Source organism: Streptomyces lancefieldiae (assembly GCF_031845825.1).
Classification (GTDB): Bacteria; Actinomycetota; Actinomycetes; order Streptomycetales; family Streptomycetaceae; genus Streptomyces; species Streptomyces lancefieldiae.
Map to the genome: position 1 here is coordinate 41,017 of NZ_JAVRFH010000006.1, position 25,378 is coordinate 66,394.

The 25,378-nt window shown below is 72.1% G+C and carries 28 protein-coding genes; 17 read left to right on the plus strand and 11 right to left on the minus strand.

The genetic code is table 11. From position 1 onward, the window contains the following. Positions 1-59 precede the first annotated feature (59 nt). Genes RM812_RS07775 through RM812_RS07785 form a run of 3 tightly spaced genes read right to left on the minus strand, consistent with a single transcriptional unit; the run spans position 60 to position 3,537 of the window. Entirely contained in the window at positions 60-2,645 is a 2,586-nt protein-coding gene (locus RM812_RS07775; RefSeq protein WP_311571665.1) for an ABC transporter permease, read from the minus strand. Beyond that, entirely contained in the window at positions 2,639-2,806 is a 168-nt protein-coding gene (locus RM812_RS07780) for a hypothetical protein (protein WP_311571666.1), read from the minus strand. Before RM812_RS07780 ends, RM812_RS07775 begins: the two co-directional genes overlap by 7 nt. Beyond that, positions 2,800-3,537: an ABC transporter ATP-binding protein gene (locus tag RM812_RS07785; protein ID WP_311571667.1), complete on the minus strand. Its 738-nt coding sequence runs from the start codon at positions 3,535-3,537 to the stop codon at positions 2,800-2,802. Before RM812_RS07785 ends, RM812_RS07780 begins: the two co-directional genes overlap by 7 nt. 176 nt (positions 3,538-3,713) lie before the next feature. Here RM812_RS07785 and RM812_RS07790 point away from each other — a divergent pair, with 176 nt between their 5' ends. The 3 genes from RM812_RS07790 to RM812_RS07800 all read left to right on the plus strand — a co-directional run bounded on the left by RM812_RS07790 (position 3,714) and on the right by RM812_RS07800 (position 6,906). Beyond that, on the plus strand, positions 3,714-5,006 hold the full coding sequence (locus RM812_RS07790; protein ID WP_311571668.1) for a sensor histidine kinase: 1,293 nt from the start codon (positions 3,714-3,716) through the stop codon (positions 5,004-5,006). Beyond that, entirely contained in the window at positions 4,979-5,638 is a 660-nt protein-coding gene (locus tag RM812_RS07795) for a response regulator transcription factor (RefSeq protein ID WP_311571669.1), read from the plus strand. Before RM812_RS07790 ends, RM812_RS07795 begins: the two co-directional genes overlap by 28 nt. Before the next feature lie 98 nt (positions 5,639-5,736). After that, positions 5,737-6,906: a hypothetical protein gene (locus tag RM812_RS07800; RefSeq protein WP_311571670.1), complete on the plus strand. Its 1,170-nt coding sequence runs from the start codon at positions 5,737-5,739 to the stop codon at positions 6,904-6,906. An 88-nt stretch (positions 6,907-6,994) separates the two neighbouring features. Here the strand turns inward: RM812_RS07800 and RM812_RS07805 are convergent, their stop codons facing one another. The 4 genes from RM812_RS07805 to RM812_RS07820 all read right to left on the minus strand — a co-directional run bounded on the left by RM812_RS07805 (position 6,995) and on the right by RM812_RS07820 (position 12,406). Next, the gene (locus RM812_RS07805; RefSeq protein WP_311571671.1) at positions 6,995-8,368 is read right to left on the minus strand and encodes an alpha-lytic protease prodomain-containing protein; all 1,374 of its coding nucleotides are present in this window, start codon (positions 8,366-8,368) and stop codon (positions 6,995-6,997) included. 206 nt (positions 8,369-8,574) lie between these two features. Beyond that, entirely contained in the window at positions 8,575-9,522 is a 948-nt protein-coding gene (locus tag RM812_RS07810) for a LysR family transcriptional regulator (protein ID WP_311571672.1), read from the minus strand. Between the two features lie 84 nt (positions 9,523-9,606). After that, entirely contained in the window at positions 9,607-11,379 is a 1,773-nt protein-coding gene (locus RM812_RS07815) for an NlpC/P60 family protein (RefSeq protein WP_311571673.1), read from the minus strand. A 61-nt stretch (positions 11,380-11,440) separates the two neighbouring features. Next, on the minus strand, positions 11,441-12,406 hold the full coding sequence (locus tag RM812_RS07820; protein WP_311571674.1) for a helix-turn-helix transcriptional regulator: 966 nt from the start codon (positions 12,404-12,406) through the stop codon (positions 11,441-11,443). Positions 12,407-12,480: 74 nt separating this feature from the next. Here RM812_RS07820 and RM812_RS07825 point away from each other — a divergent pair, with 74 nt between their 5' ends. Further along, positions 12,481-12,879, plus strand: coding sequence for a VOC family protein (locus RM812_RS07825; RefSeq protein WP_311571675.1), 399 nt, complete (start codon positions 12,481-12,483; stop codon positions 12,877-12,879). Between the two features lie 29 nt (positions 12,880-12,908). Here RM812_RS07825 and RM812_RS07830 read toward each other — a convergent pair whose 3' ends face one another. The 3 genes from RM812_RS07830 to RM812_RS07840 all read right to left on the minus strand — a co-directional run bounded on the left by RM812_RS07830 (position 12,909) and on the right by RM812_RS07840 (position 15,398). Continuing rightward, positions 12,909-13,781 carry a hypothetical protein gene (locus RM812_RS07830; protein WP_311571676.1) on the minus strand — a complete coding sequence of 291 codons (873 nt, stop codon included), beginning with the start codon at positions 13,779-13,781 and terminating at the stop codon, positions 12,909-12,911. Between the two features lie 8 nt (positions 13,782-13,789). After that, the gene (locus tag RM812_RS07835) at positions 13,790-14,722 is read right to left on the minus strand and encodes a helix-turn-helix domain-containing protein (protein ID WP_311571677.1); all 933 of its coding nucleotides are present in this window, start codon (positions 14,720-14,722) and stop codon (positions 13,790-13,792) included. A 244-nt stretch (positions 14,723-14,966) separates the two neighbouring features. Further along, positions 14,967-15,398 (minus strand): ATP-binding protein, encoded by a 432-nt coding sequence (locus RM812_RS07840; protein ID WP_311571678.1) that lies wholly within the window; start codon positions 15,396-15,398, stop codon positions 14,967-14,969. Positions 15,399-15,556: 158 nt separating this feature from the next. On the opposite strand from RM812_RS07840, the gene RM812_RS07845 reads away from it, so the two are divergent. Together RM812_RS07845 and RM812_RS07850 are read left to right on the plus strand one after the other, a co-directional pair. Further along, the gene (locus RM812_RS07845; protein ID WP_311571679.1) at positions 15,557-16,432 is read left to right on the plus strand and encodes a helix-turn-helix domain-containing protein; all 876 of its coding nucleotides are present in this window, start codon (positions 15,557-15,559) and stop codon (positions 16,430-16,432) included. Next, entirely contained in the window at positions 16,429-16,638 is a 210-nt protein-coding gene (locus RM812_RS07850; RefSeq protein ID WP_311571680.1) for a DUF397 domain-containing protein, read from the plus strand. The genes RM812_RS07845 and RM812_RS07850 overlap by 4 nt, the downstream gene beginning before the upstream one ends. Here the strand turns inward: RM812_RS07850 and RM812_RS07855 are convergent. Then, complete coding sequence (locus RM812_RS07855; protein WP_311571860.1) at positions 16,589-17,503, minus strand: helix-turn-helix transcriptional regulator; 915 nt, start codon at positions 17,501-17,503, stop codon at positions 16,589-16,591. The genes RM812_RS07850 and RM812_RS07855 overlap by 50 nt on opposite strands. 79 nt (positions 17,504-17,582) lie before the next feature. Between RM812_RS07855 and RM812_RS07860 the strand changes: the two genes are divergently transcribed. From RM812_RS07860 to rpsC, 11 genes are all read left to right on the plus strand, one after another. Further along, positions 17,583-18,362, plus strand: coding sequence for an SDR family oxidoreductase (locus tag RM812_RS07860; protein ID WP_311571681.1), 780 nt, complete (start codon positions 17,583-17,585; stop codon positions 18,360-18,362). A 52-nt stretch (positions 18,363-18,414) separates the two neighbouring features. Beyond that, on the plus strand, positions 18,415-18,624 hold the full coding sequence (locus RM812_RS07865) for a 4-oxalocrotonate tautomerase family protein (RefSeq protein ID WP_311571682.1): 210 nt from the start codon (positions 18,415-18,417) through the stop codon (positions 18,622-18,624). A gap of 237 nt (positions 18,625-18,861) precedes the next feature. Beyond that, positions 18,862-20,220, plus strand: coding sequence for an NADP-specific glutamate dehydrogenase (gdhA, locus tag RM812_RS07870; protein ID WP_311571683.1), 1,359 nt, complete (start codon positions 18,862-18,864; stop codon positions 20,218-20,220). Positions 20,221-20,920: 700 nt separating this feature from the next. Next, the gene (gene rpsJ / locus RM812_RS07875) at positions 20,921-21,229 is read left to right on the plus strand and encodes a 30S ribosomal protein S10 (protein ID WP_003948644.1); all 309 of its coding nucleotides are present in this window, start codon (positions 20,921-20,923) and stop codon (positions 21,227-21,229) included. A gap of 16 nt (positions 21,230-21,245) precedes the next feature. Next, complete coding sequence (rplC, locus tag RM812_RS07880) at positions 21,246-21,890, plus strand: 50S ribosomal protein L3 (protein ID WP_102929061.1); 645 nt, start codon at positions 21,246-21,248, stop codon at positions 21,888-21,890. A gap of 8 nt (positions 21,891-21,898) precedes the next feature. Next, positions 21,899-22,564: a 50S ribosomal protein L4 gene (rplD, locus tag RM812_RS07885; protein ID WP_311571684.1), complete on the plus strand. Its 666-nt coding sequence runs from the start codon at positions 21,899-21,901 to the stop codon at positions 22,562-22,564. Continuing rightward, positions 22,564-22,983 (plus strand): 50S ribosomal protein L23, encoded by a 420-nt coding sequence (gene rplW / locus RM812_RS07890; protein WP_007443985.1) that lies wholly within the window; start codon positions 22,564-22,566, stop codon positions 22,981-22,983. The genes rplD and rplW overlap by 1 nt, the downstream gene beginning before the upstream one ends. 40 nt (positions 22,984-23,023) lie before the next feature. Continuing rightward, a complete protein-coding gene (gene rplB, locus RM812_RS07895) occupies positions 23,024-23,860 on the plus strand; it encodes a 50S ribosomal protein L2 (RefSeq protein ID WP_217143312.1) in 837 nt (278 codons plus the stop codon). A 12-nt stretch (positions 23,861-23,872) separates the two neighbouring features. After that, positions 23,873-24,154 (plus strand): 30S ribosomal protein S19, encoded by a 282-nt coding sequence (gene rpsS, locus RM812_RS07900; protein ID WP_003974263.1) that lies wholly within the window; start codon positions 23,873-23,875, stop codon positions 24,152-24,154. A 44-nt stretch (positions 24,155-24,198) separates the two neighbouring features. Further along, on the plus strand, positions 24,199-24,546 hold the full coding sequence (gene rplV / locus RM812_RS07905; RefSeq protein WP_019329637.1) for a 50S ribosomal protein L22: 348 nt from the start codon (positions 24,199-24,201) through the stop codon (positions 24,544-24,546). Continuing rightward, positions 24,546-25,376, plus strand: coding sequence for a 30S ribosomal protein S3 (gene rpsC, locus RM812_RS07910; RefSeq protein WP_009190135.1), 831 nt, complete (start codon positions 24,546-24,548; stop codon positions 25,374-25,376). Before rplV ends, rpsC begins: the two co-directional genes overlap by 1 nt. The last annotated feature ends 2 nt before the right edge of the window (positions 25,377-25,378 follow it).

Sequence of the window (25,378 nt, forward strand, 5' to 3'; positions counted from 1 at the left end):
CCGTACGACTCCGGTCGTACGGGCCCTTTCGCGTGGGGACCCCGCGCTCGCGCGTCAGCTCACTCCCGCGTTCCCGCCAGTTCCGCGGCACGGCGCCGCAGTGCCACCCCCGCCGGGACCACCGAGGCGACCACCGCGAGGACCGCGCAGGCACCCACGACCCCGCCGAGGAGCGTCCACGGCAGTTCGACGGTGCTGTGCACCGACAGAAGGCCCAGCGCCCCCCACACCCCGGCCAGGTTGAGCCCGGCCACGACCAGCCCCAGCACCGCGCCGACCGCGACCACCGTCAGCGACTCCGCGCCGACCAGTCGCAGCACCTGCCCCCTGGTGGCTCCGGCCAGCCGCAGCACGGCCAGGTCGCGCACCCGGTCGGAGGTGGCCATCACCATGGTGTTGACCAGGGAGATCCCGGTGTACAGCAGGGCGATGCCGAGGACCAGGAACAAGCCGGTCCGGGTGGTGCCGTTGGTCTCCGGGTAGGCCGCCGCGACCCACTCGTCCCTGCTCGACACCTGTGCGCCGGTCGGCCCCACCGCCTCGCGCAGCCCCTTGGCCACCGCGCCGGCGTCGGCGCCGTCCGCGACGGCGACGTCCACCCGGCCGACCGCGGCACCCGGGGCGTTGGCGGAGGTGACGTAGACCCCGTTGTCGCCGGTACCGGTGTGCATCACGGCCGCGACGCGCAGCGTCCTCGGCGTGCCGTCGCCGAGCCACACCCGCACGCTGTCACCGACGGAGTGCCGTTCCCACTCCTCGTTGACGATGATCGAACCGTCGTCCAGGTCGGTCACCCTCCCCGCCGCGAGCGGCAGCCGGGAGGTGGCCGCCAGCGCCCGGGGGTCGGCGACGGCACGTGCGTCGGACCTGATGAGCGCCACGCCCTCCTCCAGGACGTACACGGCACTCGACGAGGTCGGGGAGACCACCGCCCCGGGCACCGCGCGCAGCCGGTCCACGGTCCTCGCGTCGAAGCCGGAGCCGCCCGCCGCCGTGACCACGAGGTCGGCGGAGGTCTGCTCGCGGGTCTCGGTGGCCCTCGCCTCGTTCAGCGTCGCCGTGGTGCCGAGCAGCGAGCCCGCGAGGGCCACCGTCACGAGGACGGGCGCCGCGATCGCCGCCGTGCGCCGCACCCGGGCGGCGGCGTTCTCCCGCACCAGCATGCCCGCCGCGCCCGGCAGCAGCGCCGGCGGCCAGGCCAGCAGCCGGGTCAGCGGACGCACCACGACGGGGGCGAGCAGCGCGACCGCGGTGATCAGCAGCATCGGTCGGCTCACGTACGTCTTGCGGTGCAGCAGGTCCCCGGGATCGCCGGCCAGGGCGAGGGCGAGCGTCACCAGCGAGGTCAGCAGCAGGCCCCCGCCGAACAGCCACCGCCCCCGGGTCATGGTCCCGGTGTCCACGGACGCCTCGCGCAGCGCCTGCGCGGGGCCGGTCCGGCCGGCCCGCCAGGACGCCGCGACCACGCCGCACAGGGCGACGAGCAGTCCCGTCCAGAAGGCCGTGTGGTACGGCCAGGTGTGGTCGCCGATGGCGAACCAGGCCGGTGCCAGGCCCTCGTCGACCACCCACGCCGCCAGCCGCGGGGCGCCGTACGAACCGAGCGCGCAGCCGGTCGCGGAGGCGAGCACACCCACCCCGAGGGCCTCGGCCAGCACCATCCGGCGGACCTGCCCCGGCGTCGCGCCCGCGGTGCGGAGCAGCCCGAACTCCCGCCGCCGCTGCGCGACCGTGAACGCGAACGTGGACGCCACGACGAACACCGAGACGAAGGCGGTGACGCCGCCGGCCGTGCCGAACAGGGCGTTCAGCGCGGTCAGCGCCTCGCCGTCCCGGCCGGGGTCGGCGTCGGCGTAGCGCCGGTCGTCCCCGGTGAGCACCTGGACGCCCGCGCTGCCCCGCACCGCGTCCCGTACCGCGGACGCCTCCGCGGCGACCACCAACTGCACGCTGAACGGGGCGAGCCGGGCGGCCCGCGCGTCGGTGAAGAAGACGGCGTCCTCGAATCCGAGGTCGGGCACGGTGCCCACGACCCGCAGGGTGCCCCGGTCCGTCCGCAGCCGCTCGCCCGGCGCGGCCCAGCCGCCGGTGACGACGACCTCGTCGGCCGTGCGCGGCGCGCGGCCCGCGTCGATGCCGTAGGGAGCGAACGCGGCGGTCGACCAGGGGTGGCCCACCAGGTCACCGGGCAGGTCCCGGGGCAGTTCATCGGGCAGATCCCCGGGCAGTTCACCGGGTAGTTCACCGGGTAGTTCACCGGGCAGGTCCCCGGAAAGCTCACCGGGTAGTTCACCGGTCAGGCCCCCGGGCCCGCGTCGGTCGTCGGCGCGTACCGGGAAGGACCGGTCCTCGACGACCGGGCCGAGCCGCTCCAGCCTCGCGACGGTCCCGGCGGGCACGGCCCGCGGCTGCGCCAGCTCCGCCGTACGGTCGCCGATCGGCGTCGGCACCCGCAGGGTGTCCTGGCCCCGGACGACCACCGGCGCGGCGGCGAACCGCTCCGGCGCACGCTCGGGCGCGTCCAGCGAGGAGGCCAGGGCCAGCCCCGTCACGACGAGCAGGGCGACACCCAGCGACAGCGCGACGAAACTGCCGGCGAAGGTGACCCAGCGGGTGCGCAGGGTGCGCAGGGCGGTGCTCAGCACGGGGCGGCCTCCGGCGTGGTCGTGCGGGTGGTGTCGGCGTCGGTGTCGGTGTCGGTGTTGGTGTTGGTGTCGGCATCGGTTCCGATGGACTCGCCGTTGTCCGGGCCGGCGTGGGGGGCGTCGTGGGCGGTCCCGTGGGGGCGGGGGCCGGTGCTCAGCACGGGACCGCCTCCAGCGTGGTCATCCGGGCGGCCACGGCGGTGGCGTCGGCGCCGGTCAGCTCGTCGTGGACCCGGCCGTCGACGAGGAAGAGCACGCGGTCGGCGTAGGAGGCGGCCACCGGGTCGTGCGTGACCATGACGACCGTCTGGCCCTCCCCGTCGACCATGCCGCGCAGCAGCGTCAGCACCTCGCGGCCGGTCCGTGAGTCCAGGGCGCCGGTCGGCTCGTCGGCGAACAGCACCTCGGGTCGGGTGATCAGCGCACGGGCCAGGGCGACGCGCTGCTGCTGGCCGCCGGACATCTCGGTCGGCCGGTGCCGGGCGCGGTCGCCGAGGCCGACCCCCGCCAGCACCTCGCGCACCCGGGCCCGGGAGGGGCGGCGGCCGGCCAGGCGCAGGGGGAGCGCCACGTTCTGCTCGGCGGTCAGCGACGGCAGCAGGTTGAACGCCTGGAACACGAACCCGATGCGCTCACGGCGCAGCAGGGTCAGCCTTCTCTCGCTCAGCCCGGTCAGCTCGGTACCGCCGAGGACCACCGATCCCGACGTGGGCCGGTCCAGCCCGGCGGCGCACTGCAGGAGGGTCGACTTCCCCGATCCGGAGGGGCCCATCACGGCGGTGAACGTGCCCCTGGGGAAGACGAGGGAGACCTCGTCGAGGGCCGTCACGGCACTGTCGCCCGACCCGTACCGCCTGCTGACGGAACGCAACCGGATCGCGTCGTCGTTCATCTCGTCTGTCCCCACTCGTCACTCGTCGGCTTCTGCGTCGGTGACCCCACGAAACCGTCCGCGACCACCCCGGCGCAGTGCGGCAGGGGCGAGAAACGGGGTAGGGCGGGCCATACCCCCGGTCCTCCCCCTGGGCCGATGGTCCCGCCGCTCACCCCGGCTCTACGGTGATCCGCATGCACCCTCGGAATGTGTGGCAGGCCATGGCCCGCCCCGGCTTCCTGCTGTCCGCCTGGCCGTGGCGCTCGCTCGCCTACCTGCTGACCGGGGCGGTGGCCGGTGCCGTGACCCTGGTGGGGATCGCCGCCGCGGTGACCGTCGGCGGCGTCCTCGCCATCGTCCTGGTGGGCCTGCCGCTGCTGCTCCTCACCGCCCTCGCCGGCCTCCCCGTCGCCCAGCTGGAACGGCTCCGGCTGCGCCTGGTCGACCGCGACCCGGCATCCGGCCGGCACCGGCAGCCCGCCGCCGCGGGCCTGTGGGCGTGGCTGACCACCCGCCTGCGGGAGCCGGCGACCTGGCGGGAACTCGGCTACGCCCTGCTGTTCGCGGGCCTGCTCTGGCCGGTGGACGCCCTCGCCGTCACCACCGCCCTGGCCCTGCCGCTCGCCACGGTCGCCACCCCGCTGCTGATGGCCACCGTCGGCGACGGCGAGGAGGCCAAGGTGCTCAAGCAGTGGACGGTCACCACCTGGCCGACCGCGTTCGCGGTGGCGGTGCTGGGGCTGCTGCTCCTCGCCCTGGGCGCCTACGCGCTGGGCCTGGTGGCCGGCGCGCGGGCCGAGCTCGCCCGCGTACTCGTGGGGACCCCGCGTGAGGGCGACCTGGGTGACAGGGTCGTCGAACTCACCCGCTCCCGCGTGCGGTTGGTGGACGCCTTCGAAGCCGAGCGGCGCCGGATCGAACGCGACCTGCACGACGGTGCCCAACAGCGCCTCGTCGCCCTGACGATGGCCCTCGGCCTGGCCCGCCTCGACGCACCGCCCGGCCCCCTGGCCGACCAACTGGCCAAGGCCCACGGGGAGGCGGGGAAGGCGCTGGAGGAACTGCGTGAGCTGATCCACGGCATCCACCCCAAGGTGCTCGCCGACTACGGCCTTCAGGCCGCCGTCGACGACGCCGCCGACCGGTCCGCCGTCCCCGTCGACGTCCGCCTGGAGCTGCCCGGCAGGCCGCCCCAGGCAGTGGAGGCCGCCGCCTACTTCGTGGTGTGCGAGGCCCTCGCCAACGTCGCCAGGCACAGTGGCGCCGACCGCGCGGAGGTGACCGGCGGCCACCGTGACGGACGGCTGTTCCTGGAGGTCCGCGACGACGGCAGGGGCGGCGCCGAGGCCGGGGCGGGCAGCGGGCTGACCGGACTCGCCGACCGGGTGTCCGTACTGGATGGCAGACTCTCCCTGTCCAGTCCGCCGGGTGGCCCGACCCTGTTGCGCGTGGAGATTCCTTGCGAGTTGACCGAACGCTTCGCGTAGTACTGGCCGAGGACAGCGTGCTGCTGCGGGACGGGCTGATCGGCCTGCTCGGCCGCTGCGGCCACGAGGTCGTGGCGGCCGTGGGCGACGCGGAGGCGCTCGTCGCGGCCGTGGAGGAGCACACCCCGGACATCGTCGTCACCGACGTCCGCATGCCGCCCGGCTTCCAGGACGAGGGCCTGCACGCGGCGGTGCGGCTGCGGGAGAAGCGTCCCACCCTGCCCGTCCTCGTCCTCAGCCAGTACGTCCAGCGGGCCTACGCCGCCGAACTGCTGGACTCCGGCGACGGCACGGGCGTCGGCTACCTGCTGAAGGACCGCGTCGGCCAGGTCGAGGAGTTCGTCGACGCCCTGTCCGAGGTGGCGGACGGCGGCACGGTCGTCGACCCCGAGGTGGTGCGCCAGCTGCTGCGCCGCCGCCGCGACCCCCTGGAGCGGCTCAGCCCGCGCGAGCGGGAGGTGCTGGCCCTGATCGCGGAGGGCAAGTCCAACGGCGCCGTCGCCCGCGAACTCGTCGTCTCCGAGGCCGCCGTGGGCAAGCACATCGGCAGCATCCTCACCAAGCTCGACCTGCCCCCGGCGGACGAGACCCACCGCAGGGTGCTGGCGGTCCTGGCGTACCTGCGGGCCTGATCCTGCGGCGGCGGCGCCGTCGGCCGTCACAAGGTCCTGTCCTCACCCGTGAACCCTGAACCCCTGAACCCCTGAACCACAGACCGGAAAGTGAGCCCGTGAGTACCGTCCCGCCTCCCGGCCGTCCCGACGACGATCCAGCACCTTCCCTGTCCGACGAGCAGTTGGAGTCGTTCCTGCGGGAGGCCGCCGAGGGCGGTGGGGCGGCGGCCCCCAAGGAGCCGTCGGCGCGGGCGCGGATGGTGGCCCGGCGGTTGCGGGAGGAGGACGAGGCGGCACGGCGGGAACAGCGGCCCACCACCCCGCCGGGGTGGCGTACGGGCCCGGCGGCGCGGGCGGGGAACGACCGCCGGACCCGTCGGCGCGGGGTGGGCGCGGTGGTCGGTGTGGTGACGCTGGCGGTGCTCGCGGTCGTCGCCGTACGGCCCTCGCTGGTGCTGGACCTGTTCCCCGGCGGGGACGGCGGGGGTTCCCGGAAGCCGCTGGCGGCCGAGACCGCGCTGCCGACCGGGGCTCCCGGGGAGGCCGCCGGGTCGGAACGGGCCACGCGCGAGCACCCGTTCCGCGGCTCACCGGCCGAGCGGTGGGCCGAGGGCGCCGACGCCATCGAGATACCGCAGGCGAAGGCGCTGTCCGGCATGAGCGAGGACGACGTGGCGTTCGCGTTGCGCCGGACCAAGGAGCTCCTGGTCGCCGCCAATCTCGATCCCGCCGTACTGCGCGGCGAGTGGCCGGGCAAGGCGCTGGCCGTCCTCGACCCGAAGCAGCCGGAGCTGCTGCCGAAGCTGCGTCGGTCACTGAGCGAACCGGACGCGGAGCACGACCCGCTCCGTCTCTTCACCCGCTTCGACCCGGCCGAGGCCCGCCTGGCCGGTGACGTGGTCAAGGTCCGCGGCCACATGACCCTGGCCGCCGGGAAGCCGGGCGTCGTGAAGGTCAACGCGGACTACACCTTCGTCTACCCGCTGGTGCGGGCCCACGGGGACGACGACCGGGTCGCGCGTACGATCGTCCGCCGCGTGCTGACGCTGACCTTGAACGACCCGGCCAGGTGGGACGTGACCGAGGGCAAGCTCCTGGTGGAGAAGTACTTCAGCGAACACGGGAACACCAGCTGCGGTGTCCATGACGGGTACCTGCACCCCGGGTTCGCCGACGCCGCCGCCGACGGTGACCCGGCCACCGGGCCCCTGACTGATCCCTATGACCGCAGTCAGCCCCTCACCGGGGCCGAGTCGGGAGACTGCGGGCGCGTGACCCGTACCTGAACGGTGTGACGCCGTGACCGGGCCCGGGTGCCCCACAGGTGCACCCGGGCCCTCCCCGTGCCTCCGATGCCTCAGCGTCCGCCGTGGCTCACACCCGTTGCCACAGCGCCGGGACGTTCGGAGGTTCCCAGCCCTGCTGGGCCTGGTGGCCCTGCAGGCAGCGGTAGGTGGCGCCGCCGTACGTCACCGTGGCGCCCGGCTGGTAGACGGTGCCGGCCGCCCAGGTCCCGCCGGGCGGCGGCTCCTCCGGGCCGCCGTCGTCCCCGGTCGTCTTCAGGGTGAGGCCGTAGTTCTGGAGCAGCGGGTTGATCGGCTGGAAGAAGGTCTCGCCGCCGCTGCTGCAGTTGCCCGAGCCGCCCGAGGTGACGCCCTGCGCCTGGCTCCCGGAGATGTACGAGCCGCCGGAGTCGCCGGGCTCGGCGCACACCGTGGTGCGGGTGACGCCGCTGATGGTGCCCTCGGGGTAGGTCACGCTGGTGCCGTGCTGCTGGACGGTGCCGCAGTGCCAGCCGGTCGTCGAACCGGAGCGGCAGACGGACGAGCCGACCGGCGCCTGCGTGGAGCCGGTCACCTGGACGTTCTGCCCGCCGGCACCGTTGACGTACGGGGTCGCCGTCCAACTGGAGTTGGTGGCTACCCACGCCATGTCGCGGCCCGGGAAGACCGACCCCTGGAAGGTGCCCTGGGCCACCCGGTTGGCGCCGCTCGTGCTCGCGCCGGCCTGTCCGCAGTGACCGGCGGTGGCGAAGCCCTGCTGGGTGCCCTTGGTGACCGGGAAGCCGATCGAGCAGCGACCGCTGTTGTTGATGTAGTACGCCTCGCCGCCGCGCAGGTCGTAGAACGTGCGGGGCCGCTCCGTGCGCGTCTCGACGCGGGCGAGGGACCGCTCGACCCCGGCCGCCGCCAGCAGCGAGTGGGCCGCCGCCGGGCGCACGGCCTCGACGACGAGGGCGTTGGTGCGCGTGTCGACGTACCAGACGGGTGCGTCGGCGGTGTTCCGGCCGGCCGCCGCGCGGTCCAGGCGGGCCTTGGCCGCGTCCAGGTCGGCGAGCGAGTGGCGTACGACCTCCGCCTCGGCCCCCCGCGCCTCGATCGCCGCGACGTCGTCCGCGTCCGTCGTCGCCACGGTCAGGGTGCCGGACTCGGCGCCCCGCACCCAGGCGCCCGCGAAGTCGCCACCGAGCGCGGCGCGGAGCCGGCCCGCCGTGGCGCCCGCCTCGGCCTCGTTGACGAGGCGGCGCTCGGCCTGCTGCCGGTCGAGGCCGAGGTCGCGCTGCATGGCCCGGAGCAGGGCGGGAGGCGCGGCGTCGGTGCGGAGGGTCTCGGCCGCGGTGGGTGCGGAGCCGGCGGGAGCCGTCCCGGCGCTCGCGGAGCCGCTGAGCCCGGCCACGAGCAGGGCGGCCGTCGCCGCGAGCGCGGCGCCCGCCGCTCTGACGCCGGGTCTGGTCGGTCGGTGGGGCATGGGGGATCTCCTCGGTTTCGGTGGGGAGGTGCCGAAACCGTAGGGAGGGGCGACCGGCGCCCGTAAGACATCGGTCGACCCTCTCCCCGGCGTTATGGAAGGCGCACGTGACGCGTCACGGGACGTGCCGTGATCGCGTCATGGTGCGACACGGGACGTGCCATGGTCGCGTCATGGTGCGCGACACGGGACGTGCCATGGTCGCGTCACGGGACGCGGTGCGCCGCCATCCACTCCGTGTAACTGTCGCTGCTCGCCGCCACACCCGCGTGCGCCATGCGGGCCTGCGCCAGCACGGTGGCGGCGGTGTCCTGCCGTTGCGTCACCGCGTGCCAGCCCAGCAGGTGCCGCCAGGCCAGCGGCGTGCCGGTGAGCGGCCGGGTGACGATGCCGGGCGTGGTCGGGAAGGTCGCCCGGCACAGCCCCACCGCCCGCCCCACCTGCACCAGATGCACCAGGGACGCGGTGTCCGTCTCGTACATGCGGCGCGGGGTGAACCCGGCACGGGCGCACGACGCGGCGAAGCAGTCGCCGAAGCAGCCGTCACCGGGTACGCAGGCCCACTCCTCACCGGCCAGCTCGGTCAGGTCCACCTCCGGCCGGTGGGCGAGCGGGTGACCCGCGGGCACCATGACGAACACCGGGTCCACGGCGACCTCCCGCCACACCAGCCCCTCGGCGCCGGGCGGGGAGGCGGAGCCGCAGGTGCCCGCGAGAGCGAAGTCCAGCCGCCCCTCCGCGAGTTGCCCGGCCAGCTCCCGTTCCGACCACGAGGTGCAGGTCGTCATCCGGGCATCCGGCGCCACGTCCGCCAGCCGGTCCACCAGGGCGCCCAGTAACGGCCCGTGGGTGCCGCCCAGCCGGAGGTGCCGCGCGGTGCGCGGCGCCCGCGCGAACCGCGCCGCCTCCTGCTGCAACTCGGTCACCGCGGGCAGCACGATCCGGCTCCGCTCCAGCACCAGTTCGCCCAGCGCGGTGGCCCGCACGCCGTGCCGTCCACGCTCGAACAGGGCGCCGCCCAGGGCCCGTTCGATCCGCTTGAGCTGTGCGCTCAGCGCGGGCTGCGCGAGACCGAGAGCCGTCGCCGCCCTGGTGAGGCTCCCGGCGTCGGCGATGGCCCGAACCGTCTTGAGATGCCGCAACTCCAGCTCCATGAGGTGAGCTTGCGGCGCGGGAGGAGCGAGGGCAAGAGTCTGGTACAGACCAGTGCGGGTTCCCTGGGCGGTGCGGTGGACGCCTCAGATGCGGTGCACCGTGTGCAGCGTCCTCGCGTACGTGCCCGTGCCGTCGAGGGTTGAGCTGCCGCCCAGGTCGGACATGGTCGGACCGTTGACCGTCTTGCGGCTGGAGAGGAAGCGGCGCCCGCCGGCGGTGTCCGCGCCGAGGTAGATGCCGACGTGGTCCGTCGTGGCGACCTCCTTGTCGTCGCCCGAGTCGGCGTTGAACAGGACGAGGTCACCGGGCTGGAGCTGCTCGGCGGCGGGCGGGTTGGTGCCGTCGGTCCGGGCGATGCGCACGCCGGGTGAGTGGTCCGCCATGTCCCGGGACTTGCGGGGCAGGCGGGTGCCGGAGGTGTCCTCGCCCGCGGCCAGCGGCACGCCCATGTGGTAGCCGTAGACCATGCGGGTGTAGCCGGAGCAGTCCAGGTTGCCGACCTGCTTGCTGGACGGGCCGGTGTGGGTGCCGTCCGGGAAGGTCCAGCCGCTGTTCATGTACTCGTGGAAGTCGGCGCCCTCGTAGCGGTATCCCTGCGGGTCCAGGTAGCCGTACCCCGCCTCGCCCATGACCTGCCTGCCCTCGGCCGGACCGGAACCGGCGACCACGGGCGACGCGCCGGCGAGGAACATGGCCGCGTGGGCGAGGACGTCCGGGGCCGTGGAACCGGCCCAGCCGCGCACGACCTTCTCCAGCTCCGGTGTCCAGGCGCCGTCGAAGGGCTCGGGCAGGACCCGTACCCAGTCGGAGTGGGTGACGACCGGCGGCGCCGCCCAGTTCGCGGCGTCCACCTGGAACCGGCTGACGAGCAGGGTCACCGGCAGGTTCGTACAGCCGCGGTTGGCGAGTGCGCGCAGGCCGACGCGGCCCTTGCCGAAGGTGGCGTCGGTGACGTCGAAGGCCCACCCGGACGGCTCCGCGCCGGCGGACCGCCAGGCCTTGGCCCGGATCCGGGTGCCCTCGCGGCGGACCCGTATCGTCCAGTCGGTGCCGGCGGGCACGCCGGTGGCGAGCGCCACGGCCGGGGCGAGCTGGGTGACCGTGTCGTCGGCCTCCTTCTCCAGCCTGAGCTGGACCTCGCCGGAGGTGGTGAAGGACAGCCGGGCCCGGTAGCTGTTGTGGGTGTCCTGGTAGCCGAAGGAGAGGGCGTAGGAGCAGGCGTCTCCGGTCGGCACCTTGTCGAACCGCGCGACGGAGCGTACGTCGACGTCGGTGATCTCGCCGTCCCGCAGGCTGGCGTGGCGGCTGGCGTAGTCGGTGGTCAGGGCGATGGCGCCGGTGCCCGGCACCACCGAGTAGTCGGTGTCCACCGGCCCGAGGGTGGACCAGCTCCCGCCGCCCGGGGAGGTGCCCCAGTACGTGCGGTCGTCGGCGGGCAGCGACGTGTCGGGCAGCGTCCGCGTGAAGTCGTCGACGAAGGGCTTCTTGTTCTCCGTGAACGTCCGCTGAGGGCCGGGCAGCAGCACGGTGCGGGCGCCGTGGGTCAGCAGCGCGACCCGTCTGCCGCCGGAGGTGACCTCGGTACGGGCCGGGGTGCCGGGCAACACGGTGGCGGTGAGCCGGGACTCCAGGGTGAGGCCGCTGAAGTACGAGGGGCCCAGGGGCGGGAGCGTCACGGAGGAACGGGCCGCGGTCAGACCGGCCGGCGCGGCGAGTGGGGCGACCGACGGGGTGGTCGGTGAGGCGGTCGGCGCGGTGGCGCGCGCGGGGGAGGCGGAGGCCGTACCGCCGAGCGGGACCGTGGCGGCCGAGGCCGCGAGGGCGGCGAGAACGCTGCGTCGCGAGGTGTTTGTCATGACCGTAATAAATCAGCTCGGCCAGTGGTGATGTGCGTCATCGGCGTAGATCGAAGTGCCGTCAGGGCACGTCACCCCCGTTGCTTTCGAGGAGTTCGCGGGTACGGCGCACCAGCGTCCGCCGTACGGAATCCGGCGACAGCACGCGCAGGGGGGTGCCGAGGCCCAGCAGATACGTGGTGAGTCCCTCGGCGTCCGGGCCGCCGACGTCGACGATCGTGGCGTCCGGGCCGTCGGGGCGGTGGACGCCCACGGTCGACGGGATCAGCCGCAGCGCCCGGTCCATGGGCACCGGGAGCCGGACCGTGGCGCGCAGCGGGTACGGCCCGGTGGCGGTGGCGCGGGAGACGAGGAGCGCCGGGTCGGGCGGCGGCTCGGTGAGCTCGACCGGCCGGCCCGTGGGCTGCAGCCGCTCGACCCGGTCGGCCCGGAAGGTCCGCCACTCGCCCCGCTCGACGTCCCGCGCGACGAAGTACCAGCGCCGCCCGGTGTGGACGAGGCGGTACGGGTCGACGTCCCGGACACTGGCGCGCCCCTCCCGGTCCCGGTACGCCATCCGGCCGCGCTCGGCCCGTCGGCAGGCGGCCGCCAGCTCCAGCAGCATGCCCGGCGCTATCTGAGCCTCACCGGACCTCGGCGTCTGCACGAAGGCGGCGTCCATGTCACCCAGCCGGTCCGCGACCCGCCCCGGCAGCACCTGGCGCAGTTTCAGCAGCGCCGACAGGGCGGCCTGGTCCCCGCCCAGCGCCCCGCTGAGCGCGGCCTCCCGCAGCCCGACGGCCACGGCGAGGGCCTCCTCGTCGTCGAGGATGAGCGGCGGCGTCCGCGTGCCGGGGCGCAGCCGGTAGCCGCCCCACGGCCCGGGGTCGGAGTCGACGGCGTACCCCAGCTCCCGCAACCGGGCGATGTCCCGGCGCACCGTGCGCTCCGTGACCTCGATCCGCTCGGCCAGCTCACCGCAGGTCCAGGCGGGACGGACGGCGAGCAGGGAGACCAGCCGCAGCAGCCGGGCGGAAGTACTGAGCACGTTGCCGGAGTCTTCCACAACACGGGTACGTGACCAGGACCGAACCTGTCCTGGTCACGTCCTACGGTTCCTCCATGACCACCACGGAGAACACCTCGGCACCCGTCGCGTTCCGCTACTCGGCCGTCACCTTCGACTGCCCCGACCCCGCCGAACTGGCCCGCTTCTACGGCGAGGCCCTCGCCCTGCCCGTCGTCCACTCCACCGACGACTTCGTCCTGCTCGGCGGCGCGCAGGACGGCGCGGCCGGCCTCGGCTTCAACCGCCTGGCCGACTACCGCCGCCCCACCTGGCCGGACCCCGCCCAGGAGAAGCAGGCCCACATCGACCTCGGCGTCGACGACCTGGACGCGGCGGAGGCCCGCCTGCTGGCCCTCGGTGCGACCAAGCCCGACTTCCAGCCGGCGCCGGACCGGTGGCGGGTGCTGCTGGATCCGGCGGGGCATCCGTTCTGCGTGTCGACGGTGGCGTGACAGGAGAGTGCCCTGTGTGCGAGGCCGACCTATTCGCTCTCGAAGATCGCTTCGGCCGATGACGCGGTTACGGCACGCGCGAGCCAGTCGCGGAGAACTTCCGGGTCGCCGCATTCCGTGATGCGCGTGCGGACGTCGTCGGAGATGTCGAGGCCGCGCTGTCGCAGGACGAGCAGGATGTCCTGGGCGCCCTGCTGGGCGCGCCCCTCGTCGCGGATTTCTTCGGAGATGTAGGACTTGTAGAAGGAGAGGTCCACGGCCACCAGGTTCCTCCAGAGGTGCTTGGCCGGGTGGTTGCCCAGGCCCTGTGCGGTGAATTCGACGATGGGGTCCGCGAGGGCTTCGGGCGCGTCCCGCAACGCTGTGGACAGGGCCTTCAGTATCGCATTGACGACCGGCTCGGCGGCGTGTGTGATGGCCGCCAAGCTGGCGAGAACCAGGTCGGCGCGGGCCTCCTCCGGGTCGGTGATCACTGGCATGTTGTGCGGGCCGGCGACAAGAGGGCGCAGGGTCAGGGTGGGCATGTGAGGCGGCCCGCTGCTCACCGCCTGCTGGGCCCATTTGGCTGTGCTGTAGTCCTGACAGACGACCAGGAGCACTGCGGGCAGCCGGTACTTCGTCCACAGGTATGAGACGTAGTACGCCCAGCTCGCGGGCTTGTCCGGGTCCTTCCTGCCCTGAGCCTCGACGGCCAGGAGGAACGAGCCCTGCTCTGCGGTCTCGAAGCGCAGGAGCGTGTCCACGCGGCGTTCGACGGGGCTGGCCTCGGTGAGGTCGGTCGGCAGCGCGGTAGCCCCGATGGGCTTCGGGAGGTCGATCCCGAGGAAGCGTGAGACGCGACTGAACAGTCCGGGGTCGTGCTGGAAGATGCGGTGCATCGCCTCGTGGGGCGGGCTGACCATGTGTTTCCTTACCGGAATGAGCGGCGTTGGCAGTCGCGGCAGAGGGCTTCGGTCTCGGGGGCGCGGAAGGCGTGGTCGCAGCCGTCGCAGTTGCGCAGTTCGTGGCGGGGCGGCGGGGGCGTGGCCGCGGAGGGCGCACGGAACGGGGGCGGGGGCGGCAACTTCTCGGTGAGGCGGTGGGCGAGGAGGGCTGCGGGGCGTCGCAGGGGATCGTCCGGCAGGTCGGAGATCAGGGCTTGGCGTACGGCGGTGGAGGCGACGTCCCGTTCCAGCCAGGCGGCGACGCCGGGGGCCAGGTGGGCGGTGTCGGTCTCGGACAGCAGCAGGCGGGGGTCGTGTCGGCGCAGGGTGGTGAGGAGGTCGGTGGCCTGCTGGAGGAGCGCGGGGGCGGTGCAGCTGGGCTGCGGTACGGCGGGGAGGGCCTTGCGGATGCCGGTGCGAGGCGGGTGGGGCGGGGCCGCTTGCCCCGGGGGGCCTTCTGCCGGGCGCGGCGGCACTGTCGGGCGGGCGGGCCGGACCGGACGGTCGGGGCAGCCGGTGTCGGCCGGCTCGCGGCGGGGTGTCTTCGGCTGGTTGCAGGAGACCGTGCGGGTGACGATGCGGCCGGTGGAGGTGCGTACGCGTTCGCGGCGCAGGTAGCCGTGGGCCTCCAGCTCGCGCAGGGCGGCGGCGATGCGGGTCGGGCCCTCCGGGAAGCGTGCGGCGAGCGACTTGATGTCGGCGCCCGTGCCGGTCGGGAGCGACTGGATGTGGCAGCCGAGGCCGATCGCGAGCAGCGACAGCTCCCTGTGCTGGACCAGGTGGTTGCCGATCACCACGAAGCGGGTGGTGTGGCGGGTGTTCTCGTGGATGACGCCGCCGCCGTGACGACGCGGACGGGTCGGATTGTCGGCAGGGGCTGACTGGGCGCGCGAGGGCGCGCTAGGGTTTTGGGTACCCATCAGGAAGGCCTCATCTTCCTCGGTGGTCAGGCCCTCGCACTGGGATTGCCGTCCCGGCGGGGGCCGAAGTCTTTTTGCGGTTGTGTGCGCTGAGCGTAGGGGAGTCGGGGGCTCGAAAATCCAGCTGAGCCGGTGATGTTCACCCGCCCGAGTGATTGCGCGCCTCGGGCGGGAGGGGTGGGGCTTGGTGGGGTTCTTTTCCCCGAGTTCTTTTTATGGGTAAGGCACCGACGGCACCGCGACCTCAGAACGTGGGTCCCGGTGGCGTGAAGCGCAGTTCGGCCCAGACGGTCTTGCGCGGAAAGCGGTCCTCCGTTACTCCCCAACGGTCCGCCAGCCCTTCGACGAGCAGCAGGCCACGGCCGGATTCCGCGTCGGGAGCGGGAGTCCGGAGGTGGGGCAGCTCTTCGCCCCGGGTGTCGGTGACCTCGATGCGGAGGGTGTCGCCGACGACGTAGAGGGTGAGCCGGAAATCGCGGCCGGGGACGCGCCCGTGGGTCGCCGCGTTGCCGGCCAGCTCGGCGACGAGGAGGCGTGCCGGGTCCAGGGGCAGCCCCCAGGTGCGGAGCTGCTCGGTCGCGAGCAGGCGGGCGAGGCGGGCGCCGCGCGGGGTGGGGGAGAGCTGCACGCTGAAGTTGCGGACAGAGGTCGTGAGTTCGGCGGATTTCTGGTTCACGTCACTCAGCGTGGCGTCGTGTGCGTACCGTGAGAAGTGACTCAGCGGGTACGTACGGTGACTGTCCGGTGGTTGTCCGGTGTGTCCGGGGCTGTCACGACGGTCAGTACGGGTAGGGCGCTGGTGCATCCCGAGCGGCCACAACGGAGAGGTACGGCATGACAGTCGAGGCGGACACGGATCGACTCAAGAGCGAGGCGGATGAGCCAGGGTGGGAGGTCGACCCGGACGACGAGTGGGGAGTCGCCGTCATCACAACCGTCGGGCGGCAATTGAAGCTGCGTCGCGAGGCGGTGGGGATGCGGGCCGCTGAGTTCGGGACGGTGGTCGGGTACGGCGAAGACATGGTCTACAAGATCGAGGGTGGCAAGCGGATTCCCCGACGGGAGTACCTGGACAAGGCTGATGAGGCGCTGGACGCGGGCGGGCTCATCGCGGCGGCGTGGGAGGACGTGAAGAAGGTCCGGTACCCAAAGAAGGTGCGTGAGCTGGGGAAGTTGGAGGCCAAGGCGGTCGAGATCGGCGTGTACGAGTGCAACATCGTCGCGGGGCTGTTGCAGACCCCGGAGCACGCCCGAGCTGTGATCGAGGCGGCGCAGCCGCCGTACTCGCCGGACGACGTGGAACGCATGGTGGCCGCCCGGCTCGCGCGGCGTTCCGTCTTCGAACGGTCCCCCGCTCCGGCGCTCAGCTTCGTCCTGGAAGAAGGGGTGTTGCGTCGCCCTATCGGGGGGACAATGGCCTGGCGTCAGCAACTCGAACGACTGTTGGAGGTCGGGAGATTGCACAACGTCGTGCTCCAGGTGATGCCGATGAACTGCGAGACCCACTCCGGGATGGACGGCAGGATCGAGCTGCTCAAGTTCGCGGATGGCACGGCGGTCGGCCGTGCGGACGGTGCCTTCAGCGGGCGGCCGACTTCGGACCCCAAACACCTGCGCATCCTTGACCTGCGATATGGCACGATCCGGGCACAGGCACTCTCGCCACGGGAGTCGCTGGCCTTCATCGAACAACTGCTGGGAGAGACATGATCCGCAAGACCACCGCCGGGGAAGCGTCCGAGCTGGCGTGGTTCAAGAGCAGCTACAGCGGCGGCAACGACGGTGAGTCCTGCGTCGAGCTGGCCCTCACCCCCGGCACCATCCACATCCGCGACTCCAAGACCGTAGAGGGGCCCCGCCTGTCCGTCACTCCCCGCGCCTGGGCGATCTTCCTCCCGTACGCGTCGGAGAGCTGACCGACGCCTCGCCGACATCCTGCGTCCCCACGACGCCGAGCAGATCCAGCAGCCCCGCGCTGTCCGTCCCGACCGCCGGTGTGAACCAGAGCAGCCGCTGACGTCCGTCCTCGCTGAACAGGTTGAGGCAGTTGACCTCGATCACGCCGAGAGTGGGGTGGACGATGCGTTTGCGGTCGTCCCGCCGGAAGGCCACGTCATGGTCGGCCCACAGCGCCGCGAACTCGGGGGAGACGCCGAGCAGCGTACGGATCATCGAGCCGACCTCGGGGTCCTTCGCGTCCCTGCGCGCCGCGGCGGCCCGCAGATCCGCGACGAAGGCGCGGGACTGGCTCTCGTGGTCGGCCTCGGGATGCAGGCGCCGGGTGTCGGGCTCGGTGAACCACCGGTGGACGAAGCTCGCCCGGGGCCCCCGGAAACCTGACTGGTCCCCGACCAGCGCCACGGCGAGCGGATTCTGTACGAGGGTGACGTGCAGGTCGGTGATCACCTGTGCCGGGGTCGACGTCAGACGGCCGAGCAGGTCGAGCATGCCGGGGTGCACGTGCGAGGCGGCCCCGCCCTGCACGGGCACCGGGCGCTCCGCGAGCCGGTAGAGGTAGTCCCGCTCGTCGGCGGACAGCCGCAGCGCCCTCGCCAGCGCGGCGATCATCTGCTCGGACGGCTGGGATCCGGCGCCGCGCTCCAGCTCGTTGTAGTAGTCCACCGACGCCCCGGCGAGCTGGGCGACCTCCTCGCGGCGCAGCCCCGGCACCCGGCGCCGGGGACCGGTCGGGAGTCCGACGTCGGCCGGGCGGATGCGCTCCCTCCGCGATCGCAGGAAGGCCCCCAGCTCGGCGTACTTCACAGCTGCCATGGCCCCCATTCTGCGCCCGGCCGGGGTCGGCGACCCAGGGGATGACATCCCCTGGTTGCGCGGGCCGATGCCGCGCATCGTGGAGGACATGACCACGAGCACGAACACCGACACGAACCAGGACACCCCCGCACCGGCGGACGTACGGGTCGCCGTCGTCACCGGCGGATCACGCGGCATCGGCCGGGCGGTGTCCCGCAAGCTCGCCCGGGACGGCCTGGCCGTCGTCGTGAACTACGCCCGCGACGCGGCCTCCGCCGAGGAGACGGTGGCGGCGATCACCGCCGACGGCGGGCGCGCGATCGCCGTACGGGCGGACGTGGCGGAGGAGAAGGAGGTCGCCGCGCTGTTCGAGCGGGCGGAGGAGGAGTTCGGCGGCGTCGACGTGGTCGTGAACGCGGCCGGGCGGATGGTCCTGGCACCCATCGCCGACCTCGACCTGGCGGCGTTCGACGCCGTGCACCGCACCAACGTCCGCGGCACCTTCGTCGTCGCCCAGCAGGCCGCCCGGCGCCTGCGCGCGGGCGGCTCGTTCGTGGGGTTCTCGACGTCCGTCGTCGGCACGCAGTTCCCCGCCTACGGCGCGTACGCGGCCAGCAAGGGCGCCGTGGAGGCGATGACGCTGATCCTCGCCCGCGAGCTGCGCGGGCGGGACATCACCGTGAACACCGTCGCGCCCGGCCCCACGGCCACGGACCTGTTCCTCGAGGGCAAGACGCCCGAGCGGATCGACGAGCTCGCCAAGATCCCGCCCCTGGAGAGGCTGGGCACCCCGGAGGACATCGCCGCCGTGGTCGCCTTCCTCGCCGGCCCGGAGGGGCACTGGGTGAACGGCCAGATCCTGCGCGCCAACGGCGGCATGGTCTGACGCGTCACCCACCACCACGAGCACCACACCACCACCTCTCAGGAGATCAGCCATGCCTTTCGCCCACTTCAAGGTCCCCGCGGGCACCATCAGCGCCGAGGACAAGAAGAAGATCGTCGAGCGCACCACCGACCTGTACGCGGAGATCTACGGCGAGCGGGCCCGTCCCACCACCGTCGTCCTCGTCGACGAGGTCCCCGACGGCGGCTGGGGCGTCGCCGGCAACGTCCTCACCGCCGCGATGCTCAACGGGGACGCGTGACAGGGCTCGGAGACCATCCGCTTCCTGAAAGCGCACTATCACCCGATATGAGATAGTCGGGTCTCACATAGTGGTCGCACTCTGTACCGGGTGCTGGCCAGGACGTTTACATGCGCGTAACACTTAAGTGTCCCGCGCGCGGCAACGGCGCCGAGCGCCCCTCACCGGACCGACCGGACGGGCCGTAGCCCCCCGTCCGGCAGGACTCCGGTGTCAGCCGTGCCAGAAAGGGCCCCTGTGACGACGCGAAGCGAGACCAGGACCGCGCTCGACCACCTCCTCACGGAGATCGAACACCGCAACCCCGCCCAGCCGGAGTTCCACCAGGCCGCCCACGAGGTCCTGGAAACGCTGGCACCGGTGCTCGCGGCCCGGCCCGAGTACGCCGAGCCGGGCCTCGTCGAGCGGCTGGTCGAGCCGGAGCGGCAGGTCATCTTCCGGGTGCCGTGGCAGGACGACCAGGGGCGCGTCCACGTCAACCGGGGCTTCCGCGTCGAGTTCAACAGCGCGCTGGGCCCGTACAAGGGCGGTCTGCGCTTCCACCCCTCCGTCAACCTGGGCGTCATCAAGTTCCTGGGCTTCGAGCAGGTCTTCAAGAACGCGCTGACCGGCCTCGGCATCGGCGGCGGCAAGGGCGGCAGCGACTTCGACCCGCACGGGCGCAGCGACGCGGAGGTCATGCGGTTCTGCCAGTCGTTCATGACGGAGCTGTACCGGCACATCGGCGAGCACACCGACGTCCCGGCGGGCGACATCGGCGTCGGCGGCCGGGAGATCGGCTACCTCTTCGGCCAGTACCGCCGGATCACCAACCGCTGGGAGGCCGGCGTCCTCACCGGCAAGGGCGCGGGCTGGGGCGGCTCGCTGATCCGCCCGGAGGCCACCGGCTACGGCAACGTCCTCTTCGCGGCGGCGATGCTGCGCGAGCGCGGCGAGGACCTGGAGGGCCAGACGGCGGTCGTCTCGGGCTCCGGGAACGTCGCGATCTACACGATCGAGAAGCTGGCCGCCCTCGGCGCGAACGCCGTGACCTGCTCGGACTCCTCCGGCTACGTCGTCGACGAGAAGGGCATCGACCTGGACCTGCTGAAGCAGGTCAAGGAGGTCGAGCGCGGTCGCGTCGACACGTACGCCGAGCGCCGGGGCGCCTCGGCCCGCTTCGTGCCCGGCGGCCGCGTCTGGGAGGTCCCGGCGGACCTGGCCCTCCCGTCGGCCACGCAGAACGAGCTGGACGAGAACGACGCCGCCACCCTCGTCCGCAACGGCGTGAAGGCGGTCTCCGAGGGCGCCAACATGCCGACGACGCCCGAGGCCGTCCACCTGCTCCAGCGCGCGGGCGTCGCCTTCGGCCCCGGCAAGGCGGCCAACGCGGGCGGCGTCGCGGTCAGCGCCCTGGAGATGGCGCAGAACCACGCCCGTACGTCGTGGACGGCGCAGCGGGTCGAGGAGGAGCTGACCCGCATCATGAACGACATCCACACCACCTGCCACGAGACCGCCGACCGCTACGGCGCCCCCGGCGACTACGTGACGGGCGCGAACATCGCCGGCTTCGAGCGCGTGGCCGACGCGATGCTGGCGCAGGGCGTCATCTGACGTTCGGCGGGCATCGTGTGAACCGGAGCAGAAGCCTCCGCCAACACCCTGGGGAGGGTGGGCGGAGGCTCGCCCGAACCCCACCGCCCGCTCCAGCCCCGCGCCGGCCGGCAAGCGCGCGGGCGGACACCTGTACGTCATCGACGGCATCCGCCTGCTCGCATGCTGAGCCGCCTGATCCACCGCTTCTTGGAACGGCCGGTGCCACGCTGCTCAAGAAGGGGCCGGACGCGCCGTTCGCACGGCTGCGGAACGCGGAGAACGGCCGGGCCGGCTGAGCCGCAACCCGTCCCCGCGTGTACCCATCGGTGACGTGGGGTACAGTCATCCGCTTCGATTGGCCAGCCCCGCGTCCCGTATGGCAGACTAGCGGGGTTGCTCGGTCGAGTGCCGATGCTGCGCGCCTCCCGCCGGGGGGACCGGAAGCGAGTCCCACAGTACTCGTCGCCTCTGATCAGGGGCGGACGTACGGGAATCTTCCGGGAAGCGTCAGCGGGGTGCAGGCCAGGCACCCGGTGGGCCTCTCGCCCCCGGCCCGCGGTTCCGGAAGGGTCCGCACTCCCATGCAGGGAAGTCCCGAAGAGGGACATCCGTGTCAGCGAGGGTGCGACACGCCCGACCGCGTGGGTCGGAGGGGGAGCGGAATGGACAAGGACCACCGGGTCCAGAGCGTTACGAGAGACAGGACTACGAAGTAGCCATGGCGGGACAGAAGATCCGCATCCGGCTCAAGGCCTACGACCACGAGGTCATCGACTCTTCGGCGAAGAAGATCGTCGAGACGGTGACTCGCACTGGTGCGTCGGTCGCGGGCCCGGTGCCGCTGCCCACTGAGAAGAACGTGTACTGCGTCATCAAGTCGCCGCACAAGTACAAGGACTCGCGCGAGCACTTCGAGATGCGCACGCACAAGCGCCTGATCGACATCCTCGACCCGACCCCCAAGACCGTTGACTCTCTGATGCGACTCGACCTCCCGGCCGGTGTCGACATCGAGATCAAGCTCTGAGGCCGGTGATCTGAAGATGACCAAGCAGATCAAGGGCATCCTGGGCGAGAAGCTCGGCATGACGCAGGTGTGGGACGAGAACAACCGCGTTGTTCCCGTCACCGTCGTCAAGGCCGGGCCCAACGTCGTCACCCAGGTCCGCACGAACGATGTCGACGGCTACGAGTCCGTCCAGATCGCCTTCGGCGAGATCGACCCGCGCAAGGTGAACAAGCCCCTCAAGGGCCACTTCGCCAAGGCCGACGTCACCCCCCGCCGCCACCTCGTCGAGATCCGTACGGCCGACGCCGCCGAGTACACGCTCGGTCAGGAAGTCACCGCCGAGGTCTTCGAGGCCGGCATCAAGGTCGACGTGACCGGCAAGAGCAAGGGCAAGGGCTTCGCCGGTGTCATGAAGCGTCACAACTTCAAGGGCCTCGGCGCCGGACACGGCACCCAGCGCAAGCACCGCTCGCCCGGTTCCATCGGTGGCTGCGCCACCCCGGGCCGCGTGTTCAAGGGCCTCCGCATGGCCGGCCGCATGGGCAACGAGCGGGTCACCACCCAGAACCTGACCGTCCACGCCGTTGACGCGGAGAAGGGTCTGCTGCTCATCAAGGGCGCGGTTCCCGGTCCGAACGGCGGCCTCGTCCTGGTCCGCACCGCGGCCAAGGGGGCCTGAGGTAACCGATGAGCACTGTTGACATCCTTTCGCCGGCGGGCGACAAGGCCGGGACCGTCGAACTCCCCGCGGAGATCTTCGACGTCGAGAAGGTCAGCATCCCGCTGATCCACCAGGTCGTCGTCGCACAGCTGGCCGCTGCCCGCCAGGGCACGCACAAGACCAAGACCCGCGGTGAAGTCCGTGGTGGCGGCAAGAAGCCGTACCGCCAGAAGGGCACCGGCCGCGCCCGTCAGGGCTCGACCCGCGCGCCGCAGTTCGCCGGTGGTGGCGTCGTGCACGGTCCCGTGCCGCGCGACTACTCGCAGCGCACCCCGAAGAAGATGAAGGCTGCCGCCCTGCGTCACGCCCTCACCGACCGGGCGCGTCACAACCGCATCCACGTCGTCTCCGGCGTCGTCGAGGGTGACAACCCGTCGACGAAGGCCGCCCGGACGCTGTTCGGCAAGATCTCGGAGCGCAAGAACCTGCTCCTGGTCGTCGACCGCGCCGACGAGGCCGCGTGGCTGTCCGCCCGCAACCTGCCCCAGATCCACATCCTGGAGCCGGGCCAGCTGAACACGTACGACGTTCTCGTCTCGGACGACGTGGTCTTCACCCAGGCCGCTTTCGAGTCCTTCGTGTCTGGCGCGCCTCAGTCGCAGGCTGCTGACACCGAAGGGAGCGAGGCCTGATGGCTACCCGTCACCCGAGCATCGCCTCGAAGGCCGCCAAGGCCGCCAAGGCCGCGCGCGTCGCCAAGGCGCGCCGCCACGAGGCCGAGGGCAAGAACACCGTCGTCACCCCGGCCAGCAAGGCGTTCACGGACCCCCGTGACGTGCTGCTGAAGCCGGTCGTGTCCGAGAAGAGCTACGCGCTCCTCGACGAGAACAAGTACACGTTCATCGTCGCGCCGGGCTCCAACAAGACCCAGATCAAGGAGGCCGTCCAGGCGGTCTTCTCGGTCAAGGTCACCGGGGTCAACACGATCAACCGCCAGGGCAAGCGCAAGCGGACCCGCACCGGCTTCGGCAAGCGTGCCGACAGCAAGCGCGCGATCGTGACCCTTGCCGAGGGCGACCGTATCGACATCTTCGGCGGTCCGACCTCCTGACGGAGGTCCGGATCGTCCGGAATCGGACGAGGACTGAGAAATGGGAATCCGCAAGTACAAGCCGACGACGCCGGGCCGCCGTGGCTCCTCCGTCGCCGACTTCGTCGAGGTCACGCGGTCCACGCCGGAGAAGTCGCTGGTCCGCCCGCTGCACAGCAAGGGCGGCCGTAACAACGCCGGTCGTGTGACCGTTCGCCACCAGGGTGGCGGACACAAGCGCGCCTACCGCGTGATCGACTTCCGTCGTCACGACAAGGACGGCGTGCCGGCGAAGGTCGCGCACATCGAGTACGACCCCAACCGCACCGCGCGCATCGCGCTGCTGCACTACGCCGACGGCGAGAAGCGCTACATCCTCGCCCCGCGCAACCTGCAGCAGGGTGACCGCGTCGAGAACGGTCCCGGGGCCGACATCAAGCCGGGCAACAACCTGGCCCTCCGCAACATCCCGGTCGGTACCACGATCCACGCGATCGAGCTCCGTCCCGGTGGCGGTGCCAAGTTCGCCCGCTCCGCCGGTGCCTCCGTGCAGCTGCTCGCGAAGGAGGGCTCGATGGCCCACCTGCGCATGCCGTCCGGAGAGATCCGCCTGGTCGACGTGCGCTGCCGCGCCACCGTCGGCGAGGTCGGCAACGCCGAGCAGAGCAACATCAACTGGGGCAAGGCGGGCCGCAAGCGGTGGCTGGGCGTTCGCCCGACCGTCCGTGGTGTGGTCATGAACCCGGTGGACCACCCGCACGGTGGTGGTGAGGGCCGGACCTCCGGTGGTCGCCACCCCGTGTCCCCGTGGGGCAAGAAGGAAGGCCGTACTCGTTCGCCCAAGAAGGCGTCGAACAAGTACATCGTCCGCCGCCGCAAGACGAACAAGAAGCGCTAAGGACGGGTTGAGATGCCTCGTAGCTTGAAGAAGGGACCCTTCGTCGACGACCACCTGATCAAGAAGGTGGACACGCAGAACGAAGCCGGTACCAAGAACGTCATCAAGACCTGGTCCCGTCGCTCGATGATCGTCCCGGCGATGCTCGGCCACACGATCGCGGTGCACAACGGCAAGACCCACATCCCGGTGTTTGTCACCGAGTCCATGGTCGGCCACAAGCTCGGCGAGTTCTCGCCGACGCGCACCTTCCGGGGTCACGTCAAGGACGACCGGAAGTCGAAGCGCCGCTAGTCAGCGGGGTGTGAAAGACCATGACAAACACTGAAGGGACAACCATGGAAGCCAGGGCCCAGGCGCGGTACATCCGCGTCACGCCCATGAAGGCCCGCCGCGTGGTGGACCTCATCCGTGGCATGGATGCCACGGAGGCTCAGGCGGTCCTGCGTTTCGCCCCGCAGGCCGCGAGCGTGCCGGTCGGCAAGGTGCTGGACAGCGCCATTGCCAACGCCGCGCACAACTACGACCACACCGACGCCGACAGCCTCTACATCTCCGAGGCGTACGTCGACGAGGGCCCGACCCTGAAGCGGTTCCGTCCGCGCGCCCAGGGCCGCGCCTACCGGATCCGCAAGCGGACCAGCCACATCACCGTGGTCGTCAGCAGCAAGGAAGGAACCCGGTAATGGGCCAGAAGGTTAACCCGCATGGGTTCCGGCTCGGTGTCACGACCGACTTCAAGTCGCGTTGGTACGCCGACAAGCTGTACAAGGACTACGTCAAGGAAGACGTCGCCATCCGTCGGATGATGACGTCCGGCATGGAGCGCGCCGGCATCTCCAAGGTCGAGATCGAGCGCACCCGTGACCGCGTCCGCGTGGACATCCACACGGCTCGTCCGGGCATCGTCATCGGCCGCCGCGGCGCCGAGGCCGACCGCATCCGCGGCGACCTCGAGAAGCTCACCGGCAAGCAGGTCCAGCTGAACATCCTCGAGGTCAAGAACCCCGAGACGGACGCTCAGCTCGTGGCCCAGGCCGTCGCCGAGCAGCTCTCCTCCCGCGTCTCCTTCCGTCGGGCCATGCGCAAGAGCATGCAGTCCGCCATGAAGGCCGGCGCCAAGGGCATCAAGATCCAGTGCGGTGGCCGCCTCGGCGGCGCCGAGATGTCCCGCTCGGAGTTCTACCGCGAGGGCCGTGTGCCCCTGCACACGCTCCGCGCGAACGTGGACTACGGCTTCTTCGAGGCCAAGACGACCTTCGGCCGCATCGGTGTGAAGGTCTGGATCTACAAGGGCGACGTCAAGAACATCGCCGAGGTCCGCGCCGAGAACGCTGCCGCCCGTGCGGGTAACCGCCCGGCCCGCGGTGGCGCCGACCGTCCGGCCCGTGGTGGCCGCGGTGGCGAGCGGCGCGGTCGCAAGCCGCAGCAGCAGTCGGCTCCGGCCGCCGAGGCCCCCAAGGCCGAGGCGCCCGCCGCTGCCGCTCCGGCTGAGAGCACCGGAACGGAGGCCTGACC

Coding starts and splice junctions, on each gene's coding strand:
- rplB (WP_217143312.1), top strand. CDS start 23,024: ATGGGAATCCGCAAGTACAAGCCGACGACGCCGGGCCGCCGTGGCTCC.
- rpsC (WP_009190135.1), top strand. CDS start 24,546: ATGGGCCAGAAGGTTAACCCGCATGGGTTCCGGCTCGGTGTCACGACC.
- RM812_RS07850 (WP_311571680.1), top strand. CDS start 16,429: ATGATCCGCAAGACCACCGCCGGGGAAGCGTCCGAGCTGGCGTGGTTC.
- RM812_RS07835 (WP_311571677.1), bottom strand. CDS start 14,722: ATGGGTACCCAAAACCCTAGCGCGCCCTCGCGCGCCCAGTCAGCCCCT.
- rplC (WP_102929061.1), top strand. CDS start 21,246: ATGACCAAGCAGATCAAGGGCATCCTGGGCGAGAAGCTCGGCATGACG.
- RM812_RS07815 (WP_311571673.1), bottom strand. CDS start 11,379: ATGACAAACACCTCGCGACGCAGCGTTCTCGCCGCCCTCGCGGCCTCG.
- RM812_RS07810 (WP_311571672.1), bottom strand. CDS start 9,522: ATGGAGCTGGAGTTGCGGCATCTCAAGACGGTTCGGGCCATCGCCGAC.
- rplD (WP_311571684.1), top strand. CDS start 21,899: ATGAGCACTGTTGACATCCTTTCGCCGGCGGGCGACAAGGCCGGGACC.
- RM812_RS07855 (WP_311571860.1), bottom strand. CDS start 17,503: ATGGGGGCCATGGCAGCTGTGAAGTACGCCGAGCTGGGGGCCTTCCTG.
- RM812_RS07825 (WP_311571675.1), top strand. CDS start 12,481: ATGACCACCACGGAGAACACCTCGGCACCCGTCGCGTTCCGCTACTCG.
- RM812_RS07785 (WP_311571667.1), bottom strand. CDS start 3,537: ATGAACGACGACGCGATCCGGTTGCGTTCCGTCAGCAGGCGGTACGGG.
- RM812_RS07790 (WP_311571668.1), top strand. CDS start 3,714: ATGCACCCTCGGAATGTGTGGCAGGCCATGGCCCGCCCCGGCTTCCTG.
- RM812_RS07830 (WP_311571676.1), bottom strand. CDS start 13,781: ATGGTCAGCCCGCCCCACGAGGCGATGCACCGCATCTTCCAGCACGAC.
- rpsS (WP_003974263.1), top strand. CDS start 23,873: ATGCCTCGTAGCTTGAAGAAGGGACCCTTCGTCGACGACCACCTGATC.
- rplW (WP_007443985.1), top strand. CDS start 22,564: ATGGCTACCCGTCACCCGAGCATCGCCTCGAAGGCCGCCAAGGCCGCC.
- rplV (WP_019329637.1), top strand. CDS start 24,199: ATGGAAGCCAGGGCCCAGGCGCGGTACATCCGCGTCACGCCCATGAAG.
- rpsJ (WP_003948644.1), top strand. CDS start 20,921: ATGGCGGGACAGAAGATCCGCATCCGGCTCAAGGCCTACGACCACGAG.
- RM812_RS07805 (WP_311571671.1), bottom strand. CDS start 8,368: ATGCCCCACCGACCGACCAGACCCGGCGTCAGAGCGGCGGGCGCCGCG.
- RM812_RS07845 (WP_311571679.1), top strand. CDS start 15,557: ATGACAGTCGAGGCGGACACGGATCGACTCAAGAGCGAGGCGGATGAG.
- RM812_RS07865 (WP_311571682.1), top strand. CDS start 18,415: ATGCCTTTCGCCCACTTCAAGGTCCCCGCGGGCACCATCAGCGCCGAG.
- RM812_RS07860 (WP_311571681.1), top strand. CDS start 17,583: ATGACCACGAGCACGAACACCGACACGAACCAGGACACCCCCGCACCG.